Below are 22,819 nucleotides of genomic sequence, written 5' to 3'. Positions count from 1 at the left end.
AAGTCAGATAGTATGATTTTTGTATGTTGAAAAGATTGAGCTGCATGTATTACATAGACAATCTATTCTCTGGTTTGAGCCAAATTGCCCGAGTTTGCTATATTCAATTTCTGCACAATAAAACCAAGAGCACCCTCATGCCAAAATTTTATCTTCAGATCCTTGTTCTGCTGGCTACGTTCAGTGGAACGGTTCACGCACAGCAGCAAGAGGCCGAGCCAGATATTTATAACCAATGTGTCGAGCAGACCATTCAGGCTTTACAGCTTGTCAGTATTAACAATGGTGTGGTGGAGATCTGTTCAGAACGAGCCAAACACCTTGATGAAAAGAAAATTGTATCATTACTTGATCAAATACGTGTGCAAAGTCAGCAGGATAGCCAGCCAGAACGTTATCAAGCCATTTTGAAATCACAACGCTTGTGGAAAGCCTATGTTGAGCAAGAGTGTGATAATGCCGGACAGTATGTAGGATCGCCTATGTATGCTTTTTGTCCTATGCAGTATTACGCCGAACGGGTTGTACAGTTACAGCAATACGTTCACTAAAGAATTCAGTGGAATTACTCATAAAAATAAGATGTAAAATAGATGCATCTTATTGGTGAGACCACGTATAATTTTGCACCGGTTAAGTGCGAAAAAGTAGAAGGGTGGCTGTGTTTCAAATGCAACTTGAATGGTTAAATGCCTTAAAACCAAATTTTAAAGTGTTACCGCTAAAGGAAAGAATGCTCTGTGGTTTGGGTGCATTGTTGGGATTAGCACTTTCTTCACTCATAAGTTGGTGGCTTTTGGGTGGGATCAATGCATGGTATATCGCCCCGATGGGTGCGTCCTCGGTGTTGCTTTTTGCCGTACCAGCCAGTCCTTTGGCTCAGCCATGGAATATTGTGATTGGGAATACGATTGCAGCCGTCATTGGGGTGACCTGCGCACTCTATATTTCCAACTTAACAGAAGCATTTAGTGTTGCTGTGGCTTTGTCGATTATTTTGATGATGACGACAGATTCTTTGCATCCACCGAGTGGTGCTGTGGCGATTACAGCGGTGCTGGGAGGTGAGACGGTACACGAGTTAGAATATCAGTTTGTGTTTTATCCTGTTCTACTCAACTCGATCCTGCTTCTCGTGATTGCGATTGCGTTCAACCGTTTACTCGGGAAACAATACCCAACTGTGGCACAAGTCAATACGCGTAGCACCGACCCGACCCCAACTCAGAAGGTCACCATTCAACCTGAAGATATTCATCAAGTTTTAGCCCAAGAAACACAGTTGCTTGACATCAGTGAATATGATTTACAAAAACTGATTTTAAAAGCCCAAGCGCAGGCAGATACTCGCTTTCATATAGACCTACGTTGTCGGGACATTATGAGTAAAGATGTCCTGTGTTTATATGAAGATGAAGACATTCAAGTCGCTGTGGAAAAATTTAAACAGGTCAATTTGATGAGTTTACCTGTGTTAAATCGAGCGGAACAAGTATGCGGCACCTTGGCTTTATATGAAGTCGTGGAGTGGTTCCAAAAGGCGACGGATTTGCGTATCTCTTGGCAAGATCAAGTCAAGCACATTATGAAACGTCAGGTGGTCACGGTACAGCCGAATCAAGAACTACAAGATTTGATTCCGTACTTTGTTGAACGTTCTTTTAACTATATTCCTGTGGTTGAAAACAAGGCTTTGGTCGGCATCATTAGCCGTGCCGATATGATTGCAGCATTGTATCGTCTGTTACAACATCGCTAAGTCATGTGAGTGTAGTAGGCAAAAAAAAAGCTACGACACTTTGGGGGAAGTTGTCGTAGCATAAAAAGAAACTTTTTTGAGACGAAAGATGTGCGCTTATGGGTTGCGATGATCTGGATTAACGGTACGCATCGTATTGCTATAACCTGATCGAGTCTGTGGAGAATGCTCAATTTGGTCTTTTTGTTTCGGCATCACCAACCAAAGAATCAGGTAAACTAAAATTCCGGGGAATGCTGCACTTAACAGTGAAACAGTGATGAAAACAATACGAAGTAAATTTGCGTTCCAACCAAAACGTTCAGCAATACCACCCATCACACCAGCAATCATGTTTGAGCGGTTTGAGCGATATAAACCAACATTGGCCATCTAGGTCTCCTTAAAATTTAAAATCTGAGTGGCTTTATGCACTCATAATTTAAAAATGGAGATGTAATTGCGTTTTTAAAGGTGACGGAGTCGATTAAAAAGTAAAGTTATGTAAAGAGATAAAAGCTGGGGTTTTGATCAGGACTAAAATGTGCTCTATTTGGCGTTGTGCTAGCTGCTTAAAATCAGCAAGTCATTTGAATCCGAGAGAATATCAAGGGTCAGGATGGAATATTCGTGATGGTTATGGAGATTAATCACGTGCAGGAAGTGAGTGTGGAATGAAGTTGAGACGAAAGGATCAGGGTTTGATTGGCGCATTACTGCAAGGAGCGGTGGCGCTAATCGGTGTATCGTTAGCTGGTTGTGATGGTGGGCTTTCGGAAGCGTCACAACAACATGAAAATAGCATGGTAGAGGACGCTGCTGTTACTGCTGAGTCGGGGAAGAAGCTGACTGAGGTGGCAGGACGGGCAACCATACAAGATGATTCGGAGTATGCACCTCGTACGCTTGATATTAGTGAACAGCAGTTCATTGGGCGTTATCGCACACAAATTCAATGTGATGGTTATTTTTTCCCTTGTGAAACGGGAAAGGCTGATTTTATTCTCAATTTTTTACCTGATGGTACGGTGCATCGCAGCATTGTGCGCTTAGGTAAGGTCTTTTCGGAAAAACAACGCCCTGGCTTTTCAAACTTAAGTTATCGCCGTGATACATGGACCATGAATAAAGAGCGAACAGAGCTGATCGTCCATCGTAAAGAGGGTATTAATTTTTATTATCGCGTGGTGGATTCGCAAACGCTGCAAATGGATTTGAATAAAAGTAATAATCTAGATGCCACTAACCAAAAATTGTATGCGCGAGGTTTTCCGAAATTAGAGCGTGCGTATACTTTAAAGCGTGAGCCTAATTCATAGTTAAAATGGAATTGGGCCAAGCAACAAAATACGACTGAAGAATAAAAATAGTGAAGAAATGAACAGCGTGCGAATTTTATGACTTAAATAGCATGTTGCTAAATAAATGTTATATCAATGCAATTAAAAAAGGATTTAAATAATAAATGGTGGGTCGTCCGCGATTCGAACGCGGGACCAACGGATTAAAAGTCCGCTGCTCTACCAGCTGAGCTAACGACCCTGAGCAAGGTATGCGAAAGAGTCTTCGCTGAAAGTTTAAAAAAGAATTTTTTAAAGCATTCGAACCTGAGCAGGTTTGTAAAATTAGATTTTACAAAAAAAGATGGTGGGTCGTCCGCGATTCGAACGCGGGACCAACGGATTAAAAGTCCGCTGCTCTACCAGCTGAGCTAACGACCCATCAAGGGTATCAAAGGAATGGTGGGTCGTCCGCGATTCGAACGCGGGACCAACGGATTAAAAGTCCGCTGCTCTACCAGCTGAGCTAACGACCCATATCATTTGATGGAGCGTATTGTAGCAAGATATGCATCGAGCGCAAGTAAAAAATCGCAAACTTGTTGATGTTTGATTATAAATACAACAAATTTGCGATTAGGTAGCTAAAAAACAAGCAATTCGAGTTTAGAAGCGATATTGATAGGCTTGAATGTTATCAAAGACTTGTTGCGTTAAATCTGCATAGGCACTGCTGTTGGGTAACAGAACCAGCAAACGTTCATCGGTTTTCTTAGGGTCAAAGGCTTGTTCTTTGAGCTTGTTCTTTTGGTATTTAAATGTCCCAGTGGTTTCAACTTGCTTTTGTACGCGTAAGAAAACGGGTACAGCATAGGCAGGCAGACATTTTTTAAAGCTCACGAGCATTTGAGCTAAATCCTGCTCATTTAGTTCAGCGCCATCTGCCAGTGTAATCGCAGCCATTCCCGCACGACCATTGGTGTTTGGAATTTCAACACCATATACTACAGCTTCGGTGATTTTGTCATATTCACTAACCATGTTTTCAACTTCAGTCGTGGACACATTTTCGCCTTTCCAGCGGAAAGTATCGCCTAAGCGGTCGATGAATTGGGCATGACGGAAACCAATGTCGCGGACTAAGTCCCCTGTGTTGAAGTAAGCATCTCCAGACTTGAAGACATCTTTAAGAATCACCGATTTATTTTTTTCAGGGTCGGTATAGCCATCAAATGGAGAACGGCGAGTAATTTTACCAATCAATAAACCAACTTCGCCTTTTTTGACTTTGATACAGCCACCCTTGGCATTATAAACAGGCGCATTTTTTTCTTTATCAAACTGGATAATGGCATAAGGCGTAGGTGAAAAGCCGACAGTGTTGTCAAAGTTAAATACATTGCTAAAGCCGACATTGCCTTCGCTCGATGCATAAAGCTCTAAAATTTCTTCAATACCAAACCGCTGTTTGAATTTGTCCCAAATGTTTGGACGCATGCCATTGCCGATCATTTTGGTGACACGGTGGCCTTTTTCTAACGCTGAAGGTGATGCATCCATGAGGTAGCGACATAACTCACCCACATAACCAATCGCAGAGGCATCAAACTTTTGCACATCTTTCCAAAAAGCAGAAGTGGAGTATTTACGGCGTAAAGCCAAGGTGCCAGCACCTGCAATCACACCACACCAACACACCACAATGCCTGTTGCGTGGTACAGCGGCAGGGTGACATACATTACATCGTCTTTACCGAGGTTGAGTACGTGCCCGTAGGTGCCATAAGCCAACGTCCAGCGGCTATGTGTGAAAATAACGGCTTTAGGTAGACCGGTTGTTCCTGAGGTATAAATATAAAACAAGCCATCTTTACCCAGCACACTGTGTGTGGTTGGGGTGTTGAACTTGGCAAAGGCATCAATTTTTTCAGCAAGATTACTGAAACCTTGTGGTGAAAGGCCTGCATCTTTTTGGGTTTCTTGGTCGGCAAACCAATAGAAACGATCCGCAGTGAGATTTAGATCATGGCGGATTTCATCAACTGCGGCACGACATTCTTCACCCACGATGACTGCGATGGGTTTGACCAGATTAATACTATGCGCCAGCACTTTACCGACTTGCGAGGTATTGACTAAAGCCGCAGTAACGCCAATTTTGGCAAGTGCAATCACGGTTGCAACGAATTCAGGACGGTTTTCAATCATCACTGTGATGACATCACCCTTTTTTGCCCCGATGGATAAAAAATAATGGCAGATTTGGTTTGCCCATTCGTTGAGGGCTTGGTAACTAAATTTTTGATCTTCAAAAAGTAAGGCCATACCGTGAGGGTTGCGCTTCACTGCTTTTTCAAAAGCAATCCCGAGGCCTGCTGGGGTGTTTGGGGTACGTAAATATGCTTGTTTTAATCCACTGAGTAAGTTGGGAACTTTACTGATGAATTGAGGAAGTTTTGCTGCAACGTCAGTAATACCAATGAGGTCATGTGATGGGTGTTGGCTCATATGAATCCTAATTATTTTATGCAATCCAATGCGTTTGAATCGTGCTCAGTTTCTACACTTGTTCTTTTAATCGTTTCGGTCTAGTGCAATCAACCTAATCTGATGAAAATAACAAAAAAACCTAGCCACTGACATGACTAGGTTTTTAAAATTTACAACTCTAGGGTGAATTACGACTCAGTCGCGCTCGCTTTTTTCGGTGGACGACCACGTGGACGACGTGGGCGAACTGGCTTGTCCGAGTCTGATTTGTCTGACTCATCCGCAGCTATTGCCGCTACAGTTTCAGTTACTTCTACTTTTTCAGCTTGCTTTGACGCTCTAGGCGCTTTGGCTTGAACTGGAGCAACAACAACTTCCACTTCTTCAACCGCAGCTACATCAGCCGAGCTTTTCACTTCACTGCTTTCAACGGCAATAAGTGCTTCGCTTTCTGTTACAAGAGCAGGCTCGTTTTCCTCTGGAGTTACAGCAGGCGCAGCTTCAGTAGCAGGCGTTTCTGCAACAATCGCTGTTTCAGGCGCTGACGACTCAGCAACAGGTGCTGTTTCGCGTGCTTGTTTAGCTTGTTCAGCAGCAAGTTTAGCTAGACGACGACGCTCACGCGGGTCATTTGCAACACGTTGTTCAGACACAGGTGCAGGCGGTGTCAGGTCCAATACTGGAACTGGCTCTGCTTCAGGCTGCGCTTTTGTGATTTCAACATCACGCGTGACCGGTTTTTTCTCTGCTTCAACAGCAGGCGTTGTCACAGTTTTGCTTAACGTTGCTGCATACTCTTCAGTAAATTTCTGAAGGGCACGGTTGAAGGTTGGAATTAAACCAAACTGTTCAATCAGCACTGAACAGTCTTCACCATAGACATGGCGAATCAAGCTGCTGATGGTGTACTGACCTAAAGTTGGCACCTGTGAAGGTGTGAGTTTAGGTGTTTCAGTTTGCTGTGTATGTGCAGCGCGTTGTTGGCGACGGCGTTGACGTGGGTCATTACTGGCACGTTTTACGCTTTCACGTGGTTTTTGCTCTGCGTGTTGTCCAGCAGGTGCTGCTACAACTTCAGCTGCTTTCTCCTGTACCACTTTCCCAGCTTTTACTTCAACTTCTGCTTTCGCAACAGCCACTTGCTGAGGCTTGGTTTCGGTTGCAGTGTGTGCAGGCGGAGTTAATGCCACGATTTCACTTTGCGCTTGATCGACATTGACCACATGGGCTGTTGTGATCATTTCTTGACGCGGTGCTTCAATCAACTCAACTTTAACTTGAGGTTCTTGAACCACAGCTGGCGCTGTTTCAGTCGCTTGCTCATTTAGTACACTTGGGTCGCGGTGGCGATTTGGGCGCTCTGGACGAGGTTGGTTACGGCGGTCACGACGTGGCATTGCATTTTGCTGTTCGTTTTGAACATCAGTGTTTTGCTGTTGCTCACCGTGTTGGCGACGTGATGAACGCTTGTTTTCACGCGGTTCCTGACGTTGCTGTTCACTGCGCTCTGGACGGTCTTGACGTTGGTGTTCACTGCGCTCAGTACGTTGTTCATGACGGTCTTGGCGTTGTGGTTCATTGCGTTCAGGACGTTGTTCATAACGATCTTGGCGCTGTTGATCTTGACGAGAGACCTGCACAATTTCTTCATGAACTTGGTTGTCATGTTGCGCATTTTGCTCACGTGACTCTTTGTGCTTATTAGGGCGCTTTTTGTTGTGGCGTGTGCCGCGTTCTTCTTTCTCTACATGCTTATCTTCACGGTGTTCAGATTTTGCATGAACAGGTGCAGAGCTCATGTAGACATTATTGCTTGGTGCAACTGGTGCCGCAGCAGGCGTGCCAACTTGACCAAACTGACCACGGCTCACTGCACCGCCATTTACCATTTGCTCAATGGCTGCAGCAGCATTATTTGCAGAACGTGATTGATCGACAGTCACAGCTTGTTTTTGTACAAACAAGTTTTCTAACCATGCACATGGGCTGCTTGAAGGTGCAGTCTGAGCAGGGGCTTGTTGAGCGACTTGTTGTTGTGGCGCGTTGTTACGAGGTTTTTTGTTGCCTTTTTCTTGTTGTGCAGGCGCAGGAGCGGCATGTTGATGCACATGATCTGCACCATCTAAATGCCATTCTGATGACTCGTAACCCAACTCTTTTTCGCTTGAACGTGTTGCTTCTGTACGTTCATAGCTGGTTGGTGCAAAGCCTTCAGGGTTATACGAAATTTCGTAATGTGGTGTTTCTAAGTGTGGGTGCGGAAGCACAGTCACACGAACACCTGAGGTTTGTTCGAGGTAAACCAACGTGTGACGCTTTTCATTCAATAAGAAGGCTGCAATTTCAACTGGAACCTGTACTTGAACTTCACCATGACGTTCACGCAGCGCAATTTCTTCTACTTTACGCATGATTGAAAGCGATAATGAACGCAAGTCACGCACCATACCTGTGCCATGACAGCGTGGGCAGACATAACCTGTTGCTTCTTCAAGCGAAGGGCGTAGACGTTGACGGCTCATTTCCATCAAGCCAAAACGAGACAATTGGCCGAATTGGATACGGGCACGGTCGCTTTGTGTAGCTTCGCGAAGTTTCGCCTCCACCATACGTTGGTTGCGGTCTTTGGTCATGTCGATAAAGTCGATTACTACCAACCCACCAATGTCACGTAAACGTAGTTGACGTGCAATTTCTTCTGCCGCTTCAAGGTTAGTATTGAGCGCTGTATCTTCAACGTCGCTACCACGGGTTGATTTTGCAGAGTTAATGTCAATTGACACTAATGCTTCGGTTTGGTCAATAACGATTGAACCGCCTGAAGGAAGTTTAACTTCACGTTCATAAGCTGTTTGAATTTGGCTTTCGATACCAAAATGAGCAAATAACGGCTCATTTAGCGTATAGGTTTTTAACTTGTCGATTTGACGAGGCATGACTGCTTTTACGAAGTTATAGGCTTCGTTATAGGCTTGCTCTGAATCAATTAAGATTTCAGCAACATCATCACGTAAATAATCACGAATCGCACGGGTCACTACGCCCGCTTCTTGGTGAACCAACATTGGTGATGGACCAGAACTTGCTGTGTTTTGGATTTGCGCCCAAAGATCCAGTAAGTGCTGTAGGTCAAGTTGTAACTCTTCTTGAGAACGGCCAATACCCGCAGTACGTACAATCACGCTCATGCCACGAGGTACATTTAATGACGCCAACATTTCTTTCAATTCTTCACGTACTGAACCTGAAATTTGACGGCTAATACCACCACCTTTCGGGTTGTTTGGCATGAGTACCAAATAGCGACCAGCTAAAGAAATGAAGGTAGAAAGGGCAGCGCCTTTGTTGCCGCGTTCTTCTTTTTCAACTTGAACCAAAAGCTCTGTGCCTTCAGTGATCAATTCGCGAATGTTTGAAGTTTGGCGTGGGTCTGCTTGGTAATATGAATTTGCGATTTCACGCATAGACAAGAAGCCTTGACGTCCCGCACCATATTCAACAAAGACGGCTTCTAAAGAAGGCTCAACGCGAGTCACGTGACCTTTATAGATATTGGATTTTTTTTGTTCACGGGTACGATTCTCTAAGTCAAAATCGTAAAGACGCTGCCCAGTGACAAGTGCAACGCGAATCTCTTCTGCATGTGTTGCATTAATCAACATACGTTTCATGGGTGTAACACCTAATAGTGATACACAGCAAACTATCGCTAAACACGTAGCGAACATCAAACATCACGGACCAATTTTACTCAGATCTCAAATAAACCGATTGTGGTCTGAGTTTTATTACCTGCCTTTTTGATCGGCTTCGGTTTTGATTCACATATTGATGATGGCAATACGGCTTCAATCTTTAAACGATTAAAGTCTCCTGCGCGTTTCACTGGCGGACAAGCAGTGCATTGGATGTAAGTAACTTTCACTGTCACATTTGCTCGAAGAGCAACCCTTCTTTTTGGATAGGGTGTCTTGATACGGAATTATCATCGTACCTTTACAACTGAACAGATCCATATGCATCAACGCTGTGGCCTGAATACGACATCAGGGAGCGACTAATCTGATGTATATCAGTTTACGTTTAAAAACCAACCTTCGTTGGTCACATATTTTTTTTGGGGCAAACTGATTTATGTGCAGATGCACAATTAAACCTAACAGTTTGCTGTTTTGCCGATATAATAAGCCTTCGGCGTCGGCATAATTCTTTTGGGACCGTTCCAAGCTCAGTTGAGTTATTTTCTTAACTATTCAATTTAAAATTGAAATGATTAAGCTTTTGACTCACTTATGGTGGTATCCGTGCGCTGACTATATCAAACCTTGTACCATCTGCCTATGGGCTAAGCTAGTCTTTCTTGTGTAAAGCATAGCCTAAATGGTCATTTTTTATTCAAATTCCGTATTTTTTAGGTCGCAGTAACTGTATGAATTCTACCCAACAATGGCAAAACGTGACGTGGTTTGAAGTGGACGAGCATCAAGCAGGGCAACGGATTGATAACTTTTTATTTAGCCGTTTAAAAGGGGTGCCTAAAAGTCGTATTTATCGCCTGATTCGTGAAGGTCAGGTTCGCGTGAATAAAAAGCGTATAAAAGCAGAAACTAAGCTGTCTATTGGTGACCAGATTCGTGTGGCACCAATTCGCTATGAACAAAAAGATGAAAATGCGGCGCCTGTTTCTGACAAAGTAGCACAGAGTTTACTCAGTCGTGTGGTGTATGAAGATGAGGGCTTGATGGTCGTCAACAAGCCATCGGGCATTGCCGTACATGGCGGCAGTGGTGTGGCTTATGGTCTGATTGAAGGCTTACGTGCGGCAACAGGTAAGAAATATTTAGAACTGATTCATCGTATTGACCGTGATACCTCAGGTTTGGTGATGATTTCTAAAAAGCGTAGTGTGTTAAAAAGCTTACAAGACATGTTGCGTGAACACAAAATTAAGAAAACTTACGCCGCTGTAGTCAAAGGTGTGGTGAGTTTAGACAAGCAGTTAATTGATGCGCCTTTGCACCGTTATGAACTAGCCAATGGTGAGCGTCGTGTGCGTGTGTCGAGTGAAGGTAAAGAGTCTAAAACACAGTGGAATGTGGGTGAGCGTTTTATGCATGCAACCTTAGTCTATGCATCGCCGCTTTCTGGGCGTACCCATCAAATTCGTGTGCATGGTTTAAGCATTGGTCATCCATTGGTAGGTGATGATAAGTATGGTCATGAAACAGAATATAAAGGACCGAAACCGCGTCGTTTATGTCTGCATGCAATGCGTTTAGACATTCCTGGTTATGCACCGATTGAAGCGCCTTTGCCTGAAGATATGCAGAGTATTGTGGCGCAGCTAAGAGCACAGAAGAAGGACTAAATCTTTTCCCTTTCATTTTGGGAGAAGTGATAAAGCCATGACTTTTGTTGGTTGTGATTAATTTAAAATGATGCTGTATTGGTCATCTTTATTTTTAAAGATGCAAAGTAATAAAACTCTTTTGTTGAGCTGATGGAACATACTGAACGCGCTTTAAGCACCGCTCTAAAGCGAGAAGTGCAAATCAGCTCAACGGCGCCATCCTTGTCGCCATTGTGTAGCAAATGCATCGTGTGAATTGACTTTATAAAAGTAAATATTGGACCCTAGCATGAACAAACCTGTAGAACTGATTATCTTCGATTGGGATGGGACATTATTTGATTCAGTGGGGCAGATTGTGGCGAGTTTATTGTTTGCCGCGCAGCAATTTGCACAACCCTTAACTGCTGATGCAGCAAAAAGTATTATTGGTTTAGGTTTGCCAGAGGTTGCGCAGCGATTATTTCCTCAAGTACCTGAGCTACATACTGAAATTTTGCAATGCTATGCCGAGCATTATGTGGCGAACTCGAAAGGCGATGTTTGGTTCGACGGCGTGGCCAATATGTTGAATGGCTTACGTGAAGCGGGTTTACAGTTGGCGGTGGCGACAGGTAAAAGCCGTAAAGGCTTAGATCGAGTATTGGCACAAACGCAGAGCCAGGCACTATTTGTGACAACGCGTGCTGCCAGTGAGACTAAATCTAAACCGCATCCTTTGATGTTGGAAGAGATTTTAGCTGAAACGGGTGTGTCTGCTGAACGCGCGATTATGGTCGGTGATACCAGTTATGACCTAGAAATGGCACGTACTATTGCGATGCCGCGAATCGGGGTTAGTTATGGGGTGCATACACCTGAAACACTCAGACAATATCAACCTTTGGCCATCGCGGATGATGTGCCGAGCTTGCAGCAGCATTTATTGCAATATGTTGACCTTAAACAAGTCATTTAACTTGAGTTGTCTAAATATATAGCCTGTGGAAGATGGTCAGAGTGAGCTTGCCTGTTTTGGGGCGATCATCTTCAAAGCTTTTGTTTTTAGTATGTTTTAAGGCGAATGAACGGTTGATTTAATTGTTGAATTTGTGATTTGAAAAAGCTCTGATTGGGGCTTTTTTTTGTGATGTTTTCCTCGAAATGACTTCAACCATCGTCTTTATATTGGATGGTTGTCATTTGAGAGGATGACCAAGAAATGAAAAATAAGATGTTTAAAGCGTGATGAAACCTGCCGCAACATTGATGCTAATAGCGAGAATAGAGGTATTAAAACCATAAGCTAAAATAATGTGCAGAATATTGAGGATACGCATCGAACGTGAGGTAATGGAAACATCCGCGGTTTGCGCAGAAGTGCCAATCACATAACTAAAATATAAAAAGTCAGGATAGGTCGGTTGAGCCGTTTTGGGAAAGTCTAAGCCTGCATCTTGTTGGTTTGCGAGAGCCAGATAATAATCATGCGCATAATGAATGGCAAATACGGTATGCATAAAGAACCATGCGCTAATAATGGTGAGTAAGGACAGCGCTAAGTGCCCATATTTGATGGTTGGGTCATTTGGGAGGTGAGTCAATTCTAATACAATCGCAATTAAGCACATGAGCAAAGTCATGATTACCAACAGTAGAATGATCCATTTACTGGCATCTTGCTGTTGTGCATGTTGCAGAATGTGCCGATGGTCAACAGACCACAGGGTGGTCATGGTTTTGACCAAATAACTTGAGACGGCAAGATTCCAACTGATCAACAAATTGGTCGACCATGACCAGTCGGTAAATGTATTCAGCAGCGTATAAAAAACAGCAGTTAGCAAAAAACTAATGAAAAAGAAGGGGCGAAATTTCATTGCTGTTTTTAAACGCTGCAAAGTGGGCATCGGCATAATTTTCTCCGTCTCTATTTTATTATTTTTTCGTGCAGCTAAAGTCGCAAGATCTACTTCATTACCAGTCTGTGTTCGGACTTCAGCTGTAGGGAACCTGACTAAAGCCTGTTTTTCTTAGCCTATCCTAGCTTAAAAAGAATGCAAAATGAAAAAGCGAGATATCATCGACATCACTGAAAAACAAAAGGATAAAAATACGCTTGTCTTACAGCCTATAGTTCTATGAGAAAGGCGCGTAACTATTTATTTTATTCAGAAAATAGTGGCACGCCGAATGAGATGCGTAATGAGGACTCACTGCGGATTTATTCGCGGTTAATATCCAAATAAAATACCCGAGTCAGTAATTCTATAAATTTTGTCACTGCCAGTGAGCTGTTATTTTTACGATTGTTCACATACAGATCCAAATACGGCAGCTCAACCTCAAGTGGACGAATTACAGTGTTGTTCATGCTAAGTGGCGCAATGTAACCGGGTAAAATTGTACAGCCGAGCCCCAAGCCAATCGTATTGATATTGAATAGGATATTGTCGGCTTTTTGCACAATGTTAAATTCAATATTGTGGGCTTTGGCAAATTCCAAAATGGTCTGGTGCAAAGTCTGTGACTGCTCAGCTGCGGGAATAATAAAATCAATGCCATTTAATGCTTCAACAGGGATTCGCTCATATTCGGCCAAAGGATGATCTTTTGGCAACAGGAAAATGAGTGGTTCACGCAGTACAAACTGGCTTTCGATTTCATCACTATGAACATTATTTCGTGTAAAGCTAATGTCCAATTCACCTTTTTTCAGCAAACGTAGTTGCTCAGTATTGTTCATACTGAACAACTCAATTTTTAATTCTGGGTTTTGTACTCTTAAATTGGGCAGCACATAAGGAAAGATTTTCATTTCTGCAACAGGGACAAAACCAATGCGGAGCATCTGCTGTTTGGCCTGTGAAACTTGGCGTGCCATAGCGACCGCTTTGTCTGCCTGAGCGAGGGTGAGACGCGCTTGTTCTAGGAAAACAGCGCCTTCTTCCGTGAGTTCAACTTTTCGCTTGGTTCGATACAATAACTGTACACCGACATCTTCTTCAAGGTCTTTGATTTGCTGACTTAATGAGGGTTGGGCGGTATAAAGTTTCAGTGCTGCTTTACTAAAGTTCAGTTCTTCAGCAACAGTAATGAAATAGCGAAGGTGTCTAAGTTCCATATAAATAACCCACTGACTAATCCAAAAAATGTCTTACCATGACTGCAGTAAAGTATAATCGATAAACAATGATGCCGTGAAGATGATTCAATTATTTAGAAAATAAATGATCTTGGGTTGATTTTTGAGATTTTCGTATATGAAATAACAGGTTTAATAATTGTTAAAAGGTATTAATTAAATACTAAAAATAGTCCATATCAATCACCTGAAAATCAAGGGAGGTGAACTACATAAAAATACAATTGCGTTTTGCTGAAATTGGATATGATAAAAACATAAATATAATTTAATTTAATTTAATTTAATTGAACATATGGGCTAAAAATCGATATGGCAGATTCAAATAAACTGGTGGTCTATGCCGCGCTGTTGGGGAATTTAGCCATTGCGCTGGTAAAGTTTATTGCGGCTTATCTGACCAATAGCTCGGCCATGTTGAGTGAAGCCATTCACTCTGTTGTGGATACCTTAAACGAAATTTTACTGTTATATGGACTGAAGAAGTCGAATAAACCTGCCAATTTTAATCATCCTTTTGGCTATGGGCGAGAGCTGTATTTTTGGGCCTTCATTGTATCTCTCATGGTTTTTGCCTTAGGGGCATTGGTGTCTATGTACAATGGGATCATGCACATTTTGCATCCTGAACCCATTTTAAACTCGACCATCAATTATGTTGTACTTGGCTTTGCATTTGTAAGTGAAGGTATTTCATGGTGTGTTGCTCTGAAAGTGTTTCGTAAGGCGAAAGGCCAACAAGGTTATTTTGAAGCTTTTCGTCGTAGTAAAGACCCCACCACATTTACCGTTCTGTTTGAAGACTCTGCTGCATTAATTGGTCTGTTGATTGCCTTTCTGGGTATTTATTTGGCACATCGTTTAAATATGCCTGCACTGGATGGGGTGGCATCCATTCTAATTGGGCTGGTTCTGGCGGTGTCCGCTTTTTTACTGGCACGAGAAACCAAAGGTTTGCTGCTTGGTGAGACCGCAGACCTGCATGTACGGCAAAATATCTTAAAAATTGCCCAAGACGATGAAGGCGTACTGTCGGCCAATGGTTTACTGACCGAGCAAATGGGTGCCAAACAGGTTTTGGCCTCGTTGAGTGTAGAATTTGAAGATCACCTTACTACCGATGAGATAGAAGCGTGTGTTAATCGAATTGAAGTAAAAATTAAACAAAAACATCCTGAAATTGTGGCACTCTTTGTGAAGCCGCAATCAAAAAAAGTGTGGTTAGAGCGAATGCAAGGACGCTTGGAATAGGTTAAGGTAGAGGTCAGTTTTCAAAACTGGTCCTGTTACTCGTGTATTGCAATAAAGATAACGACGTTAAATGAAGCCAAAATCAACTGAACTCCATTATCAAATTCCGACTGAAAATACCATGTCCCATACATGGCGACAGCCCGAATTTCAGTTTCTACACTCCGACCATTATAACGGGACTCGCTTTGTCAATTCGGTTCGTCGACCTGAGGGCCGTAGCCGAGGCGACTTGCTGAAATGGTTGATTAAGCGTAAATCTTCGACATGGAATGTGGATTTGGCACAAGAGTATGCACACTTTCATGCCGATAAAAAAAGCCTGCCGCAAGATCGGCCTCATGCCGATTTAAATGATTGGCAGGTTTGGTTTGTGGGGCATGCCACGGTATTACTCCAAATTGGGCCGTATAACTTATTGACCGATCCTGTGTGGGCTGAATATGTCAGTCCGAAGCAAGGGCGAGGACCTCGCCGTGTTATGCCAGCTGGCATTGCCTTGGAAGATTTACCGACCATCCATGCGGTGCTCTTGAGCCACAACCACTATGACCATATGGATATTGCCAGTCTGAATTGGTTGTATGAGCGTTTCGCCATGCCCATTTATACAGGCTTAGGTAATAGATGGTATTTACCCAAGCACTTACAAGTGCTGGAAATGGATTGGTGGCAGTCGGCGCGTCTGAATGATTTAAAACTGGTCTATACCCCAGCACAGCATGGTTCTGGCCGTGGTCTGCGCGATCAAAATCGTGCGTTATGGGGCGGGTTTAGTGTTCATTGTGGCGCTGACTATGCTTATTTTGCTGGGGATACTGGTTATTCACCGCACTTTAAAGAGCTGCATCAGCGTTTTGGCGCACCGCGAATTGCGTTACTGCCTATCGGGGCCTATGAACCGCGTGAGCTCATGCGCTATATGCATATGAATCCGCAAGATGCTTTTCAAGCACACAAAGACCTGCATGCCAAATGCTCGATGGCCATTCACTATCGTACCTTTCAGCTGACCGATGAAAGTCGTGAACAACCCGAAATTGACTTAAAAGTGGCGATGAAAAATAGCTCAAAGCTGATGAATCCGTTTGTCTGTTTAAGAGAAGGTCGACGTTTAACTGTGTAATGAATGCTTTATATAAAGATTAGGTGATGGCTGGAGCAAAAACAGTCATCACCGAGACCATAACAACATCACAAAATATCTTTCAAATAAAATCTAAAAAGCGAAAGTATGCCTCTTTTTTATTTAATTTTTACTCAATCTGAGCCGCGCACATTGCTGGTAAGGTTGGTCTGAGTTTTGATCGATAAACTCAATTGAAAATGTCCATCAAACTCGTATAAAAATGCTTTCTTTTTGCTGTGTTTTCCTCGGGTCTTATCTTGTTGAAAAATTAAAATTCTTTTTTTTCTTAAATATTTACATGGAAGAATCCGATTATTTTTATTCGTAAAACTCGCTTTCGATTGTCATCAAAAGAGGCTATGTTAGAACAGTACTAATTACTTTAAACGGTTCATGATAATCATAATTTGATGATCAAATTTGGAGCTCGACATGACACAGAATATGCAAGCATCAGGCTGTCCATTTCACCAGAAAGATGGTGGACAAACGAGTTTAGCCAGCACCAATAATTCTGATTGGTGGCCGAATGCGCTCAATCTCGACATCCTGTCGCAACACGATAAAAAAACCAACCCGATGGATCCTGATTTTGACTATGCAGCTGCATTCAAATCATTGGATTTAGAAGCGGTGAAACAAGATCTCCGTGAACTCATCAACAGCAGCCAAGAATGGTGGCCATCTGACTATGGTAGTTACATTGGGATGTTTGTACGTACCGCATGGCACTTGGCGGGTTCTTACCGTAAACAAGATGGGCGTGGCGGCGCTAACACAGGGAACCAACGTTTTGCACCACTCAACAGTTGGCCTGATAACGTCAACACCGATAAAGGCCGTCGCCTACTTTGGCCAATCAAACGTAAATATGGCAACAAAATTTCATGGGGCGATTTAATCATTCTTGCAGGAACCGTGGCTTATGAAGAAGCAGGCCTGAAAACCTTTGGCTTTGGTGGTGGCCGTCTAGATATTTGGGCACCAGAAAAAGACATTTACTGGGGTGAAGAGCGTCAATGGCTGGCACCAACGGCAAACCGTTATGCCAATGACCAAGACCGTAAATCGCTTGAAAATCCATTAGCTGCGGTACAAATGGGCTTAATCTACGTCAATCCAGAAGGGGTTGATGGCGTCCAAGATCCCCTTCGTACTGCACAAGACATGCGTGTCACTTTTGACCGTATGGGAATGAATGATGAAGAAACCGTCGCACTCACTGCGGGTGGTCACACCGTAGGGAAAGCGCACGGGAATGGTAAAGCTCAAAACTTAGGGGCAGATGTCGAAAGCGCTGATGTGGAGTTTCAAGGTCTCGGTTGGCATAACTCTGAAGGTACAGGCAATGGCGCGAACACCATGGTCAGTGGTTTAGAAGGGGCTTGGACCACACACCCGACCAAATGGGATAACGAATTTTTCTATCTACTGTTCACTTATGAATGGGAAAAAACCACCAGTCCAGCGGGTGCGAAACAATGGGAACCGATTAACATCAAAGAGGAAGACAAACCTGTTGATGCACATAACCCGAATGTACGCCGCAACCCAATGATGACCGATGCCGATATGGCGCTGAAAATGGACCCTGAATACCGCAAAATTTCAGAGCGTTTTTATGCAGATCCAGCTTACTTCTCTGAAGTGTTTGCTCGTGCGTGGTACAAGCTGACTCACCGTGACATGGGGCCAAAATCTCGTTACTTAGGTGCCGATGTGCCGAATGAGAATCTGATTTGGCAAGACCCAATTCCATCGGTCGATTATGTTTTGTCTGAAGCTGAAATTGAAGAATTAAAAGCGAAGTTGCTGAATAGTGGTTTAACTTCGGTTGAATTGATTAATACTGCTTGGGACAGTGCGCGGACTTTCCGTGGTTCCGACTACCGTGGTGGTGCCAATGGTGCACGTATCCGTCTTGCACCACAAAAAGACTGGGTGGGCAATGAGCCTGGGCGTTTAGCCAAAGTTTTGGCGAAGCTTGAAGAAATTCAGGCGAATCTGGCGAAAAAAGTCAGCATTGCAGACTTGATTGTATTGGGTGGTACGGCAGCGGTTGAAAAAGCGGCACACGCTGCGGGTGTGAATATCAAAGTTCCGTTCCTTGCAGGGCGAGGCGATGCGACTCAAGAGCAAACAGATGTGTATTCTTTTGAAGATTTATTGCCTAAGCATGATGGTTTCCGTAATTGGGTCAAAGAAGATTACAGCGTACAGCCTGAAGAAATGTTGTTAGACCGTGCACAATTACTAGGTTTGACTGCACCTGAAATGACGGTTTTAGTCGGTGGTATGCGTGTACTTGGTACTAACTATGCTGGTACACCAGAAGGTGTGTTGACGGCTCGTGTGGGGGTACTCAGCAATGACTTCTTTGTCAACTTAACGGATATGAAATATAACTGGAAACCCGTGGGTAAAAACCGTTATGAAATTGTAGACCGTGCGACAGGGGCAACCCAATGGACGGCGACACGTGCCGACTTAGTTTTTGGTTCGAACTCGATTTTACGTTCATATGCAGAAGTTTATGCGCAAGATGACAACAAAGAGAAGTTTGTAAAAGACTTTGTTGCAGCTTGGATGAAAGTAATGAATGCTGACCGTTTTGACGTCAAGTAGTTTAATTGAAATAAAAAACCGTCCTTTAGGACGGTTTTTTAGATTGCAATATATTGATATTATTAAATTTTGTATTATTTTTGTATGGCGTGAATTATGTTAATTTTAAAGTGGATTAATGCGATAGGAGTTATTCACATGTGCTTTTTCCAGCCTCTACCTGTTTAATACTAATACCGCTGTTATTTTCTAAAATACAAATTTGAGAGTTAAATGACTTATTAATAGTGCTTAAAGTAATTGTATAAGCTAAATTTTTTTCTAACTTATCTAATGGGATAGCTATACAATTTTTTTCACTAATAGGTAAGTCTGTTTTTGAGTAAGATTTTTCATATTCACTTCTATATTCTTTAGAAAAGTCAATTTTTGCAAAATGAACTAGAAAATTATCTTTTCCATAATCTTTAGATTCATTCGTGAAAAGACATAAATTATCATTAATAATTTTTGTATTAAGATCTCGACTCTGCTGATTACAACCTATAAGCACCATTGCTACAAAACTATATATTATTTTTTTCATAATCACGATTTCGGTAATAAATTTTTATTTGAGGGGTTAAGTAAAAAATCTCTTAATATTTTCTCAACATAGCCTAATAATTGTAAACTTTTTTGATGATGATCCCGTTTGGGATTAACTTTTTGTAAATAACAAGCATCAAACCAAAACTCAATAATTCTACCTTGTTGTTCAAAGTTAAAATCTTGAAATTTTTTATTTAAATCTCGACCTCCTAAGTCCGTGTCATAGGCTTCTAACTCATTGTCCGAGTCAACAGAATTGACCTCCGAAGTATATCCTCCTTTACATAATTGTTTTATCCCAAGCCAACCAGTTGATGTCCCCATTTGATATTGCCAAACATGTACCATTTCATGAATAAACCAATGTCTGTCTTGACCTAAAGCCTTACTATAGTCAGGTGTTTTTAAGTAATCATCTTTCGGTAAATAGATTTCCCCAGCAGGCGTCATGGCATTACCTGTTTTTGTATGTATTAAGCCACCTAAATGTATCCAGACCTTAGAGTAATCAATTGCATCTTTAAAAATCAGGCGAGACATAGCTATTTCACCAGAAGTTAACAGTCTTTTACTTCCGACTTTAATAATAGTAGCAGCTTGATTTTTCATCTCTGCATCTATTTTTTGTAATTTAGGGTGGTGTTTCAAAAAGTATGCTGATTATATTTTAACCACAATTGAAATCTCATAAAGCATTAAAAATATAGTGAATTTAATTTACTTATTTTCAATTTCTCTATTGACAGAATTAACTAGCATACTTTTTGAAACACCACCTGTTATTAAACCATAAGAATTAAATGATACAAAATTCCAAGGAATACCCTGAAATATTGATTCCATTTTAGATAATAGGGCTTATACGAGCCTAATTTAAATACTATTATGTATATCAATTATTTAAAAATTAAATGTAAGCGAGAAAATGAATAGAATGTCTATTTTTATTCAAACTTAAGTTTTCCTAAACTTTGAACAATATCCTTTTCAAGCGCATCCCACTCCCCAAACTCAGGCTCAACCAATAAAGTCTGCGACACAAAGCCATAACACACCCGCTGTACATTTAAACTCATTTGCTGGAGTTGTACTTCATCATCAATATAAGGCTTAAGAATGCTCTGCCACATTTGCACCATCATGGCATAACTTTTACGGTAACTTTCAATGTTTGAAACCTCTCGTTCCAGCAAGAACGTCTGCGCCCAAAGAAACTGCCGAGTCTGAATCTGCTCAAGCTGAAAGTGAATAATCTGTTGTAAATAGTCTTCAAAAGTTAATTTTGTGGATAACGCGATCAGGCTTTGTGCATAACTTTTTAGCTGCTCCGCATTGGTTTTTACGTGCTGATGAATGGTTAATGCAACCAAATCTTCCTTCTTTGAAAAGTACTCATAAAAAGTCCCTAAACCGACACCTGCCACATCGGTAATTTCCCGAATGGTAATTTCGTGCGCGTGGCGTTCATGTAAAAGCCGAACAAAACTTTCTTGCAAAGCTTCTTGGGTGAGTTTAGCTCGCGACTGGCGTGGTCTACGACGGACTTGGATCTCAGGATTCTTCATAGCACAAAGCTGAACATGGCAGACTCAATTTTTCTCTATACTGAAATGAAAAGCACAGCATAACAAGAGCAAAGTGATATGAATACGACAGGGATGACCCATCAAATCAGCAATCAGTTTGATGAACTGGAAAATTACAATCTGTTTGAAACTGATATCGTTTTACAAGAAATATTGGCCCGTTATGGCAGTCAGGATCAGGCAAGACTCACAGAGATGGGAAAAGCCGTTGGTTCAGCGGAATATTATGATTATGCTGATCTCACCAATAGGCATACGCCCATATTACATGCCTTTGATGCGCGCGGACGCCGTAAAGACTTTATCGAGTTTCACCCTGCATGGCATAAATGGATGGGACTGAACCGTCAGTTCGATACCCATGCACATCCGTTTAATCATCCGAATTCATCCTCAAAATGGGTCGAGTGGGCAGCGCGTTTTTATTTGGCAGGGCAGGTGGAGTGTGGAAACTTGTGCCCAAACTCGATGACTTTGAGCAGTATTCCACTGATTCAACGTGAACCTGAACTGTGGGCCAAAATCGGCGATAAGTTACTTTCGATCGAATACGATGAACGTGATATACCCATCAGCCAAAAAAAATCAATTTGGTTGGGGATGGGCATGACTGAGAAACAAGGCGGTTCGGATGTACGTGCTAATGAAACCATTGCAGTACCCGTCGCAGAGTCGGGGCGTGGACACGCTTATTTGCTCACAGGGCATAAGTGGTTTTTCTCTGCACCGATGTGTGATGCGCATTTGGTGGTGGCAAAGACGGAACAAGATGGTTTGGCCTGTTTCTTTGTGCCACGTTGGCTAGAGGATGGCACCAAGAACCCAATTCATGTGCAACGCTTAAAAGACAAAGTGGGCAATCGTAGCAACTCCAGTTCCGAAGTCGAATTTACAGACGCGTGGGGCATTATGATTGGGGAAGCGGGACGTGGTATTCCCACCATTATTGAAATGGCGAATTATACTCGTCTGACCTGTTCCGTGGGCAGTACTGCCATGCTTAGACAAGCCTTGGTGCAATGTATTGCCTATACCCGTCAGCGCAAAGCTTTTGGCAAACACTTAGCACAGCAGCCTTTGATGCAAGCCGTATTGGCGGATTTAGCCTTAGAAACGGAAGCAGCAATGCAACTCAGTTTCCATCTTGCACATTGCTATGAAGCGGATGATACGCTGTCTGTGGCGTGGAAACGCATTATGACCCCAGCTTCGAAGTTCTGGGTATGTAAGCGTGCAGTTGAGCTGACTGGAGAGATGATGGAAGTCTTTGGGGGCAATGGCTATGTCGACAACGGCATTATGGCGCGTATTTTCAAAGAAGCACCAGTCAATACCATCTGGGAAGGCTCAGGCAATGTCATGTGTTTGGATGTGCTGCGTGCCATCAGCCGTGATGTAGAGTCGATTGAAATCCTGTTTCAAGATTTGTCCACCACGGCTATGCAAGATGAACAGTTGAAACAAGAGCTGCAAAATCTATTTCAGTTGTTCCAGGAGAAATCTGATGAACTACAATTTATGGGGCGCAGTTTGGTCAGCCGTTTAGTCATTTTGGCTCAAGCAGTCCTGCTAAAACGGCATGCACCAGACTATGTGGCTGATGGCTTTATTCAAAGCCGTTATAGTCCATTTCATGGTCGGGTTGTCGGGATGCTTGAGATGAAACAACCCGACGTAGAACGACTGCTGCATAGAGCATTTGCGGTTTAAGGCAC

At 42.6% G+C, this 22,819-nt stretch carries 17 protein-coding genes and 3 tRNA genes; 9 read left to right on the top strand and 11 right to left on the bottom strand.

Annotated features, from left to right (window positions below; genetic code table 11):
• Positions 1-137: 137 nt before the first annotated feature.
• Together ACG9ZB_RS03065 and ACG9ZB_RS03060 are read left to right on the top strand one after the other, a co-directional pair.
• Positions 138-551, top strand: a complete 414-nt coding sequence (locus tag ACG9ZB_RS03065; RefSeq protein WP_419324043.1) for a lysozyme inhibitor LprI family protein — start codon at positions 138-140, stop codon at positions 549-551.
• A gap of 110 nt (positions 552-661) precedes the next feature.
• Positions 662-1,759 (top strand): HPP family protein, encoded by a 1,098-nt coding sequence (locus ACG9ZB_RS03060; RefSeq protein WP_419324041.1) that lies wholly within the window; start codon positions 662-664, stop codon positions 1,757-1,759.
• Between the two features lie 96 nt (positions 1,760-1,855).
• On the opposite strand, the gene ACG9ZB_RS03055 is transcribed toward ACG9ZB_RS03060, so the two are convergent.
• Positions 1,856-2,131, bottom strand: coding sequence for a PspC domain-containing protein (locus ACG9ZB_RS03055; protein ID WP_419324039.1), 276 nt, complete (start codon positions 2,129-2,131; stop codon positions 1,856-1,858).
• A 281-nt stretch (positions 2,132-2,412) separates the two neighbouring features.
• On the opposite strand from ACG9ZB_RS03055, the gene ACG9ZB_RS03050 reads away from it, so the two are divergent.
• The gene (locus tag ACG9ZB_RS03050; RefSeq protein WP_419324037.1) at positions 2,413-3,057 is read left to right on the top strand and encodes a hypothetical protein; all 645 of its coding nucleotides are present in this window, start codon (positions 2,413-2,415) and stop codon (positions 3,055-3,057) included.
• A gap of 147 nt (positions 3,058-3,204) precedes the next feature.
• On the opposite strand, the gene ACG9ZB_RS03045 is transcribed toward ACG9ZB_RS03050, so the two are convergent.
• The 5 genes from ACG9ZB_RS03045 to ACG9ZB_RS03025 all read right to left on the bottom strand — a co-directional run bounded on the left by ACG9ZB_RS03045 (position 3,205) and on the right by ACG9ZB_RS03025 (position 9,179).
• Positions 3,205-3,280 (bottom strand) — tRNA-Lys (locus ACG9ZB_RS03045).
• A 103-nt stretch (positions 3,281-3,383) separates the two neighbouring features.
• Positions 3,384-3,459: transfer RNA gene (locus tag ACG9ZB_RS03040), tRNA-Lys, on the bottom strand.
• 19 nt (positions 3,460-3,478) lie between these two features.
• Positions 3,479-3,554, bottom strand: a tRNA-Lys gene (locus ACG9ZB_RS03035).
• A gap of 130 nt (positions 3,555-3,684) precedes the next feature.
• On the bottom strand, positions 3,685-5,526 hold the full coding sequence (locus ACG9ZB_RS03030) for a long-chain-acyl-CoA synthetase (RefSeq protein ID WP_419324035.1): 1,842 nt from the start codon (positions 5,524-5,526) through the stop codon (positions 3,685-3,687).
• Positions 5,527-5,696: 170 nt separating this feature from the next.
• On the bottom strand, positions 5,697-9,179 hold the full coding sequence (locus tag ACG9ZB_RS03025; protein ID WP_419324033.1) for an Rne/Rng family ribonuclease: 3,483 nt from the start codon (positions 9,177-9,179) through the stop codon (positions 5,697-5,699).
• Between the two features lie 758 nt (positions 9,180-9,937).
• On the opposite strand from ACG9ZB_RS03025, the gene ACG9ZB_RS03020 reads away from it, so the two are divergent.
• Together ACG9ZB_RS03020 and ACG9ZB_RS03015 are read left to right on the top strand one after the other, a co-directional pair.
• Positions 9,938-10,876 carry an RluA family pseudouridine synthase gene (locus tag ACG9ZB_RS03020; protein WP_419324031.1) on the top strand — a complete coding sequence of 313 codons (939 nt, stop codon included), beginning with the start codon at positions 9,938-9,940 and terminating at the stop codon, positions 10,874-10,876.
• A gap of 271 nt (positions 10,877-11,147) precedes the next feature.
• Positions 11,148-11,816, top strand: coding sequence for an HAD-IA family hydrolase (locus ACG9ZB_RS03015; RefSeq protein ID WP_419324029.1), 669 nt, complete (start codon positions 11,148-11,150; stop codon positions 11,814-11,816).
• A gap of 259 nt (positions 11,817-12,075) precedes the next feature.
• Here the strand turns inward: ACG9ZB_RS03015 and ACG9ZB_RS03010 are convergent, their stop codons facing one another.
• Together ACG9ZB_RS03010 and hcaR are read right to left on the bottom strand one after the other, a co-directional pair.
• Positions 12,076-12,753: a DUF1345 domain-containing protein gene (locus ACG9ZB_RS03010; protein ID WP_125274602.1), complete on the bottom strand. Its 678-nt coding sequence runs from the start codon at positions 12,751-12,753 to the stop codon at positions 12,076-12,078.
• Between the two features lie 308 nt (positions 12,754-13,061).
• A complete protein-coding gene (hcaR, locus tag ACG9ZB_RS03005; RefSeq protein WP_419324027.1) occupies positions 13,062-13,961 on the bottom strand; it encodes a DNA-binding transcriptional regulator HcaR in 900 nt (299 codons plus the stop codon).
• Positions 13,962-14,294: 333 nt separating this feature from the next.
• Here hcaR and ACG9ZB_RS03000 point away from each other — a divergent pair, with 333 nt between their 5' ends.
• From ACG9ZB_RS03000 to katG, 3 genes are all read left to right on the top strand, one after another.
• On the top strand, positions 14,295-15,233 hold the full coding sequence (locus ACG9ZB_RS03000; protein WP_419324025.1) for a cation diffusion facilitator family transporter: 939 nt from the start codon (positions 14,295-14,297) through the stop codon (positions 15,231-15,233).
• A gap of 70 nt (positions 15,234-15,303) precedes the next feature.
• Positions 15,304-16,359, top strand: coding sequence for an MBL fold metallo-hydrolase (locus ACG9ZB_RS02995; protein WP_419324024.1), 1,056 nt, complete (start codon positions 15,304-15,306; stop codon positions 16,357-16,359).
• 435 nt (positions 16,360-16,794) lie between these two features.
• Positions 16,795-18,987 (top strand): catalase/peroxidase HPI, encoded by a 2,193-nt coding sequence (gene katG, locus ACG9ZB_RS02990; RefSeq protein WP_419324022.1) that lies wholly within the window; start codon positions 16,795-16,797, stop codon positions 18,985-18,987.
• Between the two features lie 130 nt (positions 18,988-19,117).
• Here the strand turns inward: katG and ACG9ZB_RS02985 are convergent, their stop codons facing one another.
• The 3 genes from ACG9ZB_RS02985 to ACG9ZB_RS02975 form a co-directional block, all read right to left on the bottom strand.
• On the bottom strand, positions 19,118-19,519 hold the full coding sequence (locus tag ACG9ZB_RS02985) for an NF045616 family extracytoplasmic (lipo)protein (RefSeq protein WP_326942888.1): 402 nt from the start codon (positions 19,517-19,519) through the stop codon (positions 19,118-19,120).
• Positions 19,516-20,127: a zinc protease gene (locus ACG9ZB_RS02980; protein ID WP_419324020.1), complete on the bottom strand. Its 612-nt coding sequence runs from the start codon at positions 20,125-20,127 to the stop codon at positions 19,516-19,518. Before ACG9ZB_RS02980 ends, ACG9ZB_RS02985 begins: the two co-directional genes overlap by 4 nt.
• 335 nt (positions 20,128-20,462) lie before the next feature.
• Positions 20,463-21,083, bottom strand: a complete 621-nt coding sequence (locus ACG9ZB_RS02975) for a TetR/AcrR family transcriptional regulator (protein WP_419324018.1) — start codon at positions 21,081-21,083, stop codon at positions 20,463-20,465.
• A 78-nt stretch (positions 21,084-21,161) separates the two neighbouring features.
• Here ACG9ZB_RS02975 and ACG9ZB_RS02970 point away from each other — a divergent pair, with 78 nt between their 5' ends.
• Positions 21,162-22,814, top strand: a complete 1,653-nt coding sequence (locus ACG9ZB_RS02970; RefSeq protein WP_419324017.1) for an acyl-CoA dehydrogenase family protein — start codon at positions 21,162-21,164, stop codon at positions 22,812-22,814.
• Positions 22,815-22,819 lie beyond the last annotated feature (5 nt).

The organism is Acinetobacter johnsonii, assembly GCF_048551975.1.
GTDB lineage: Bacteria > Pseudomonadota > Gammaproteobacteria > Pseudomonadales > Moraxellaceae > Acinetobacter > Acinetobacter johnsonii_A.
The sequence above is the reverse complement of the archived record's forward strand: the minus strand, read 5'-3'. Positions and strand labels throughout refer to the sequence as shown.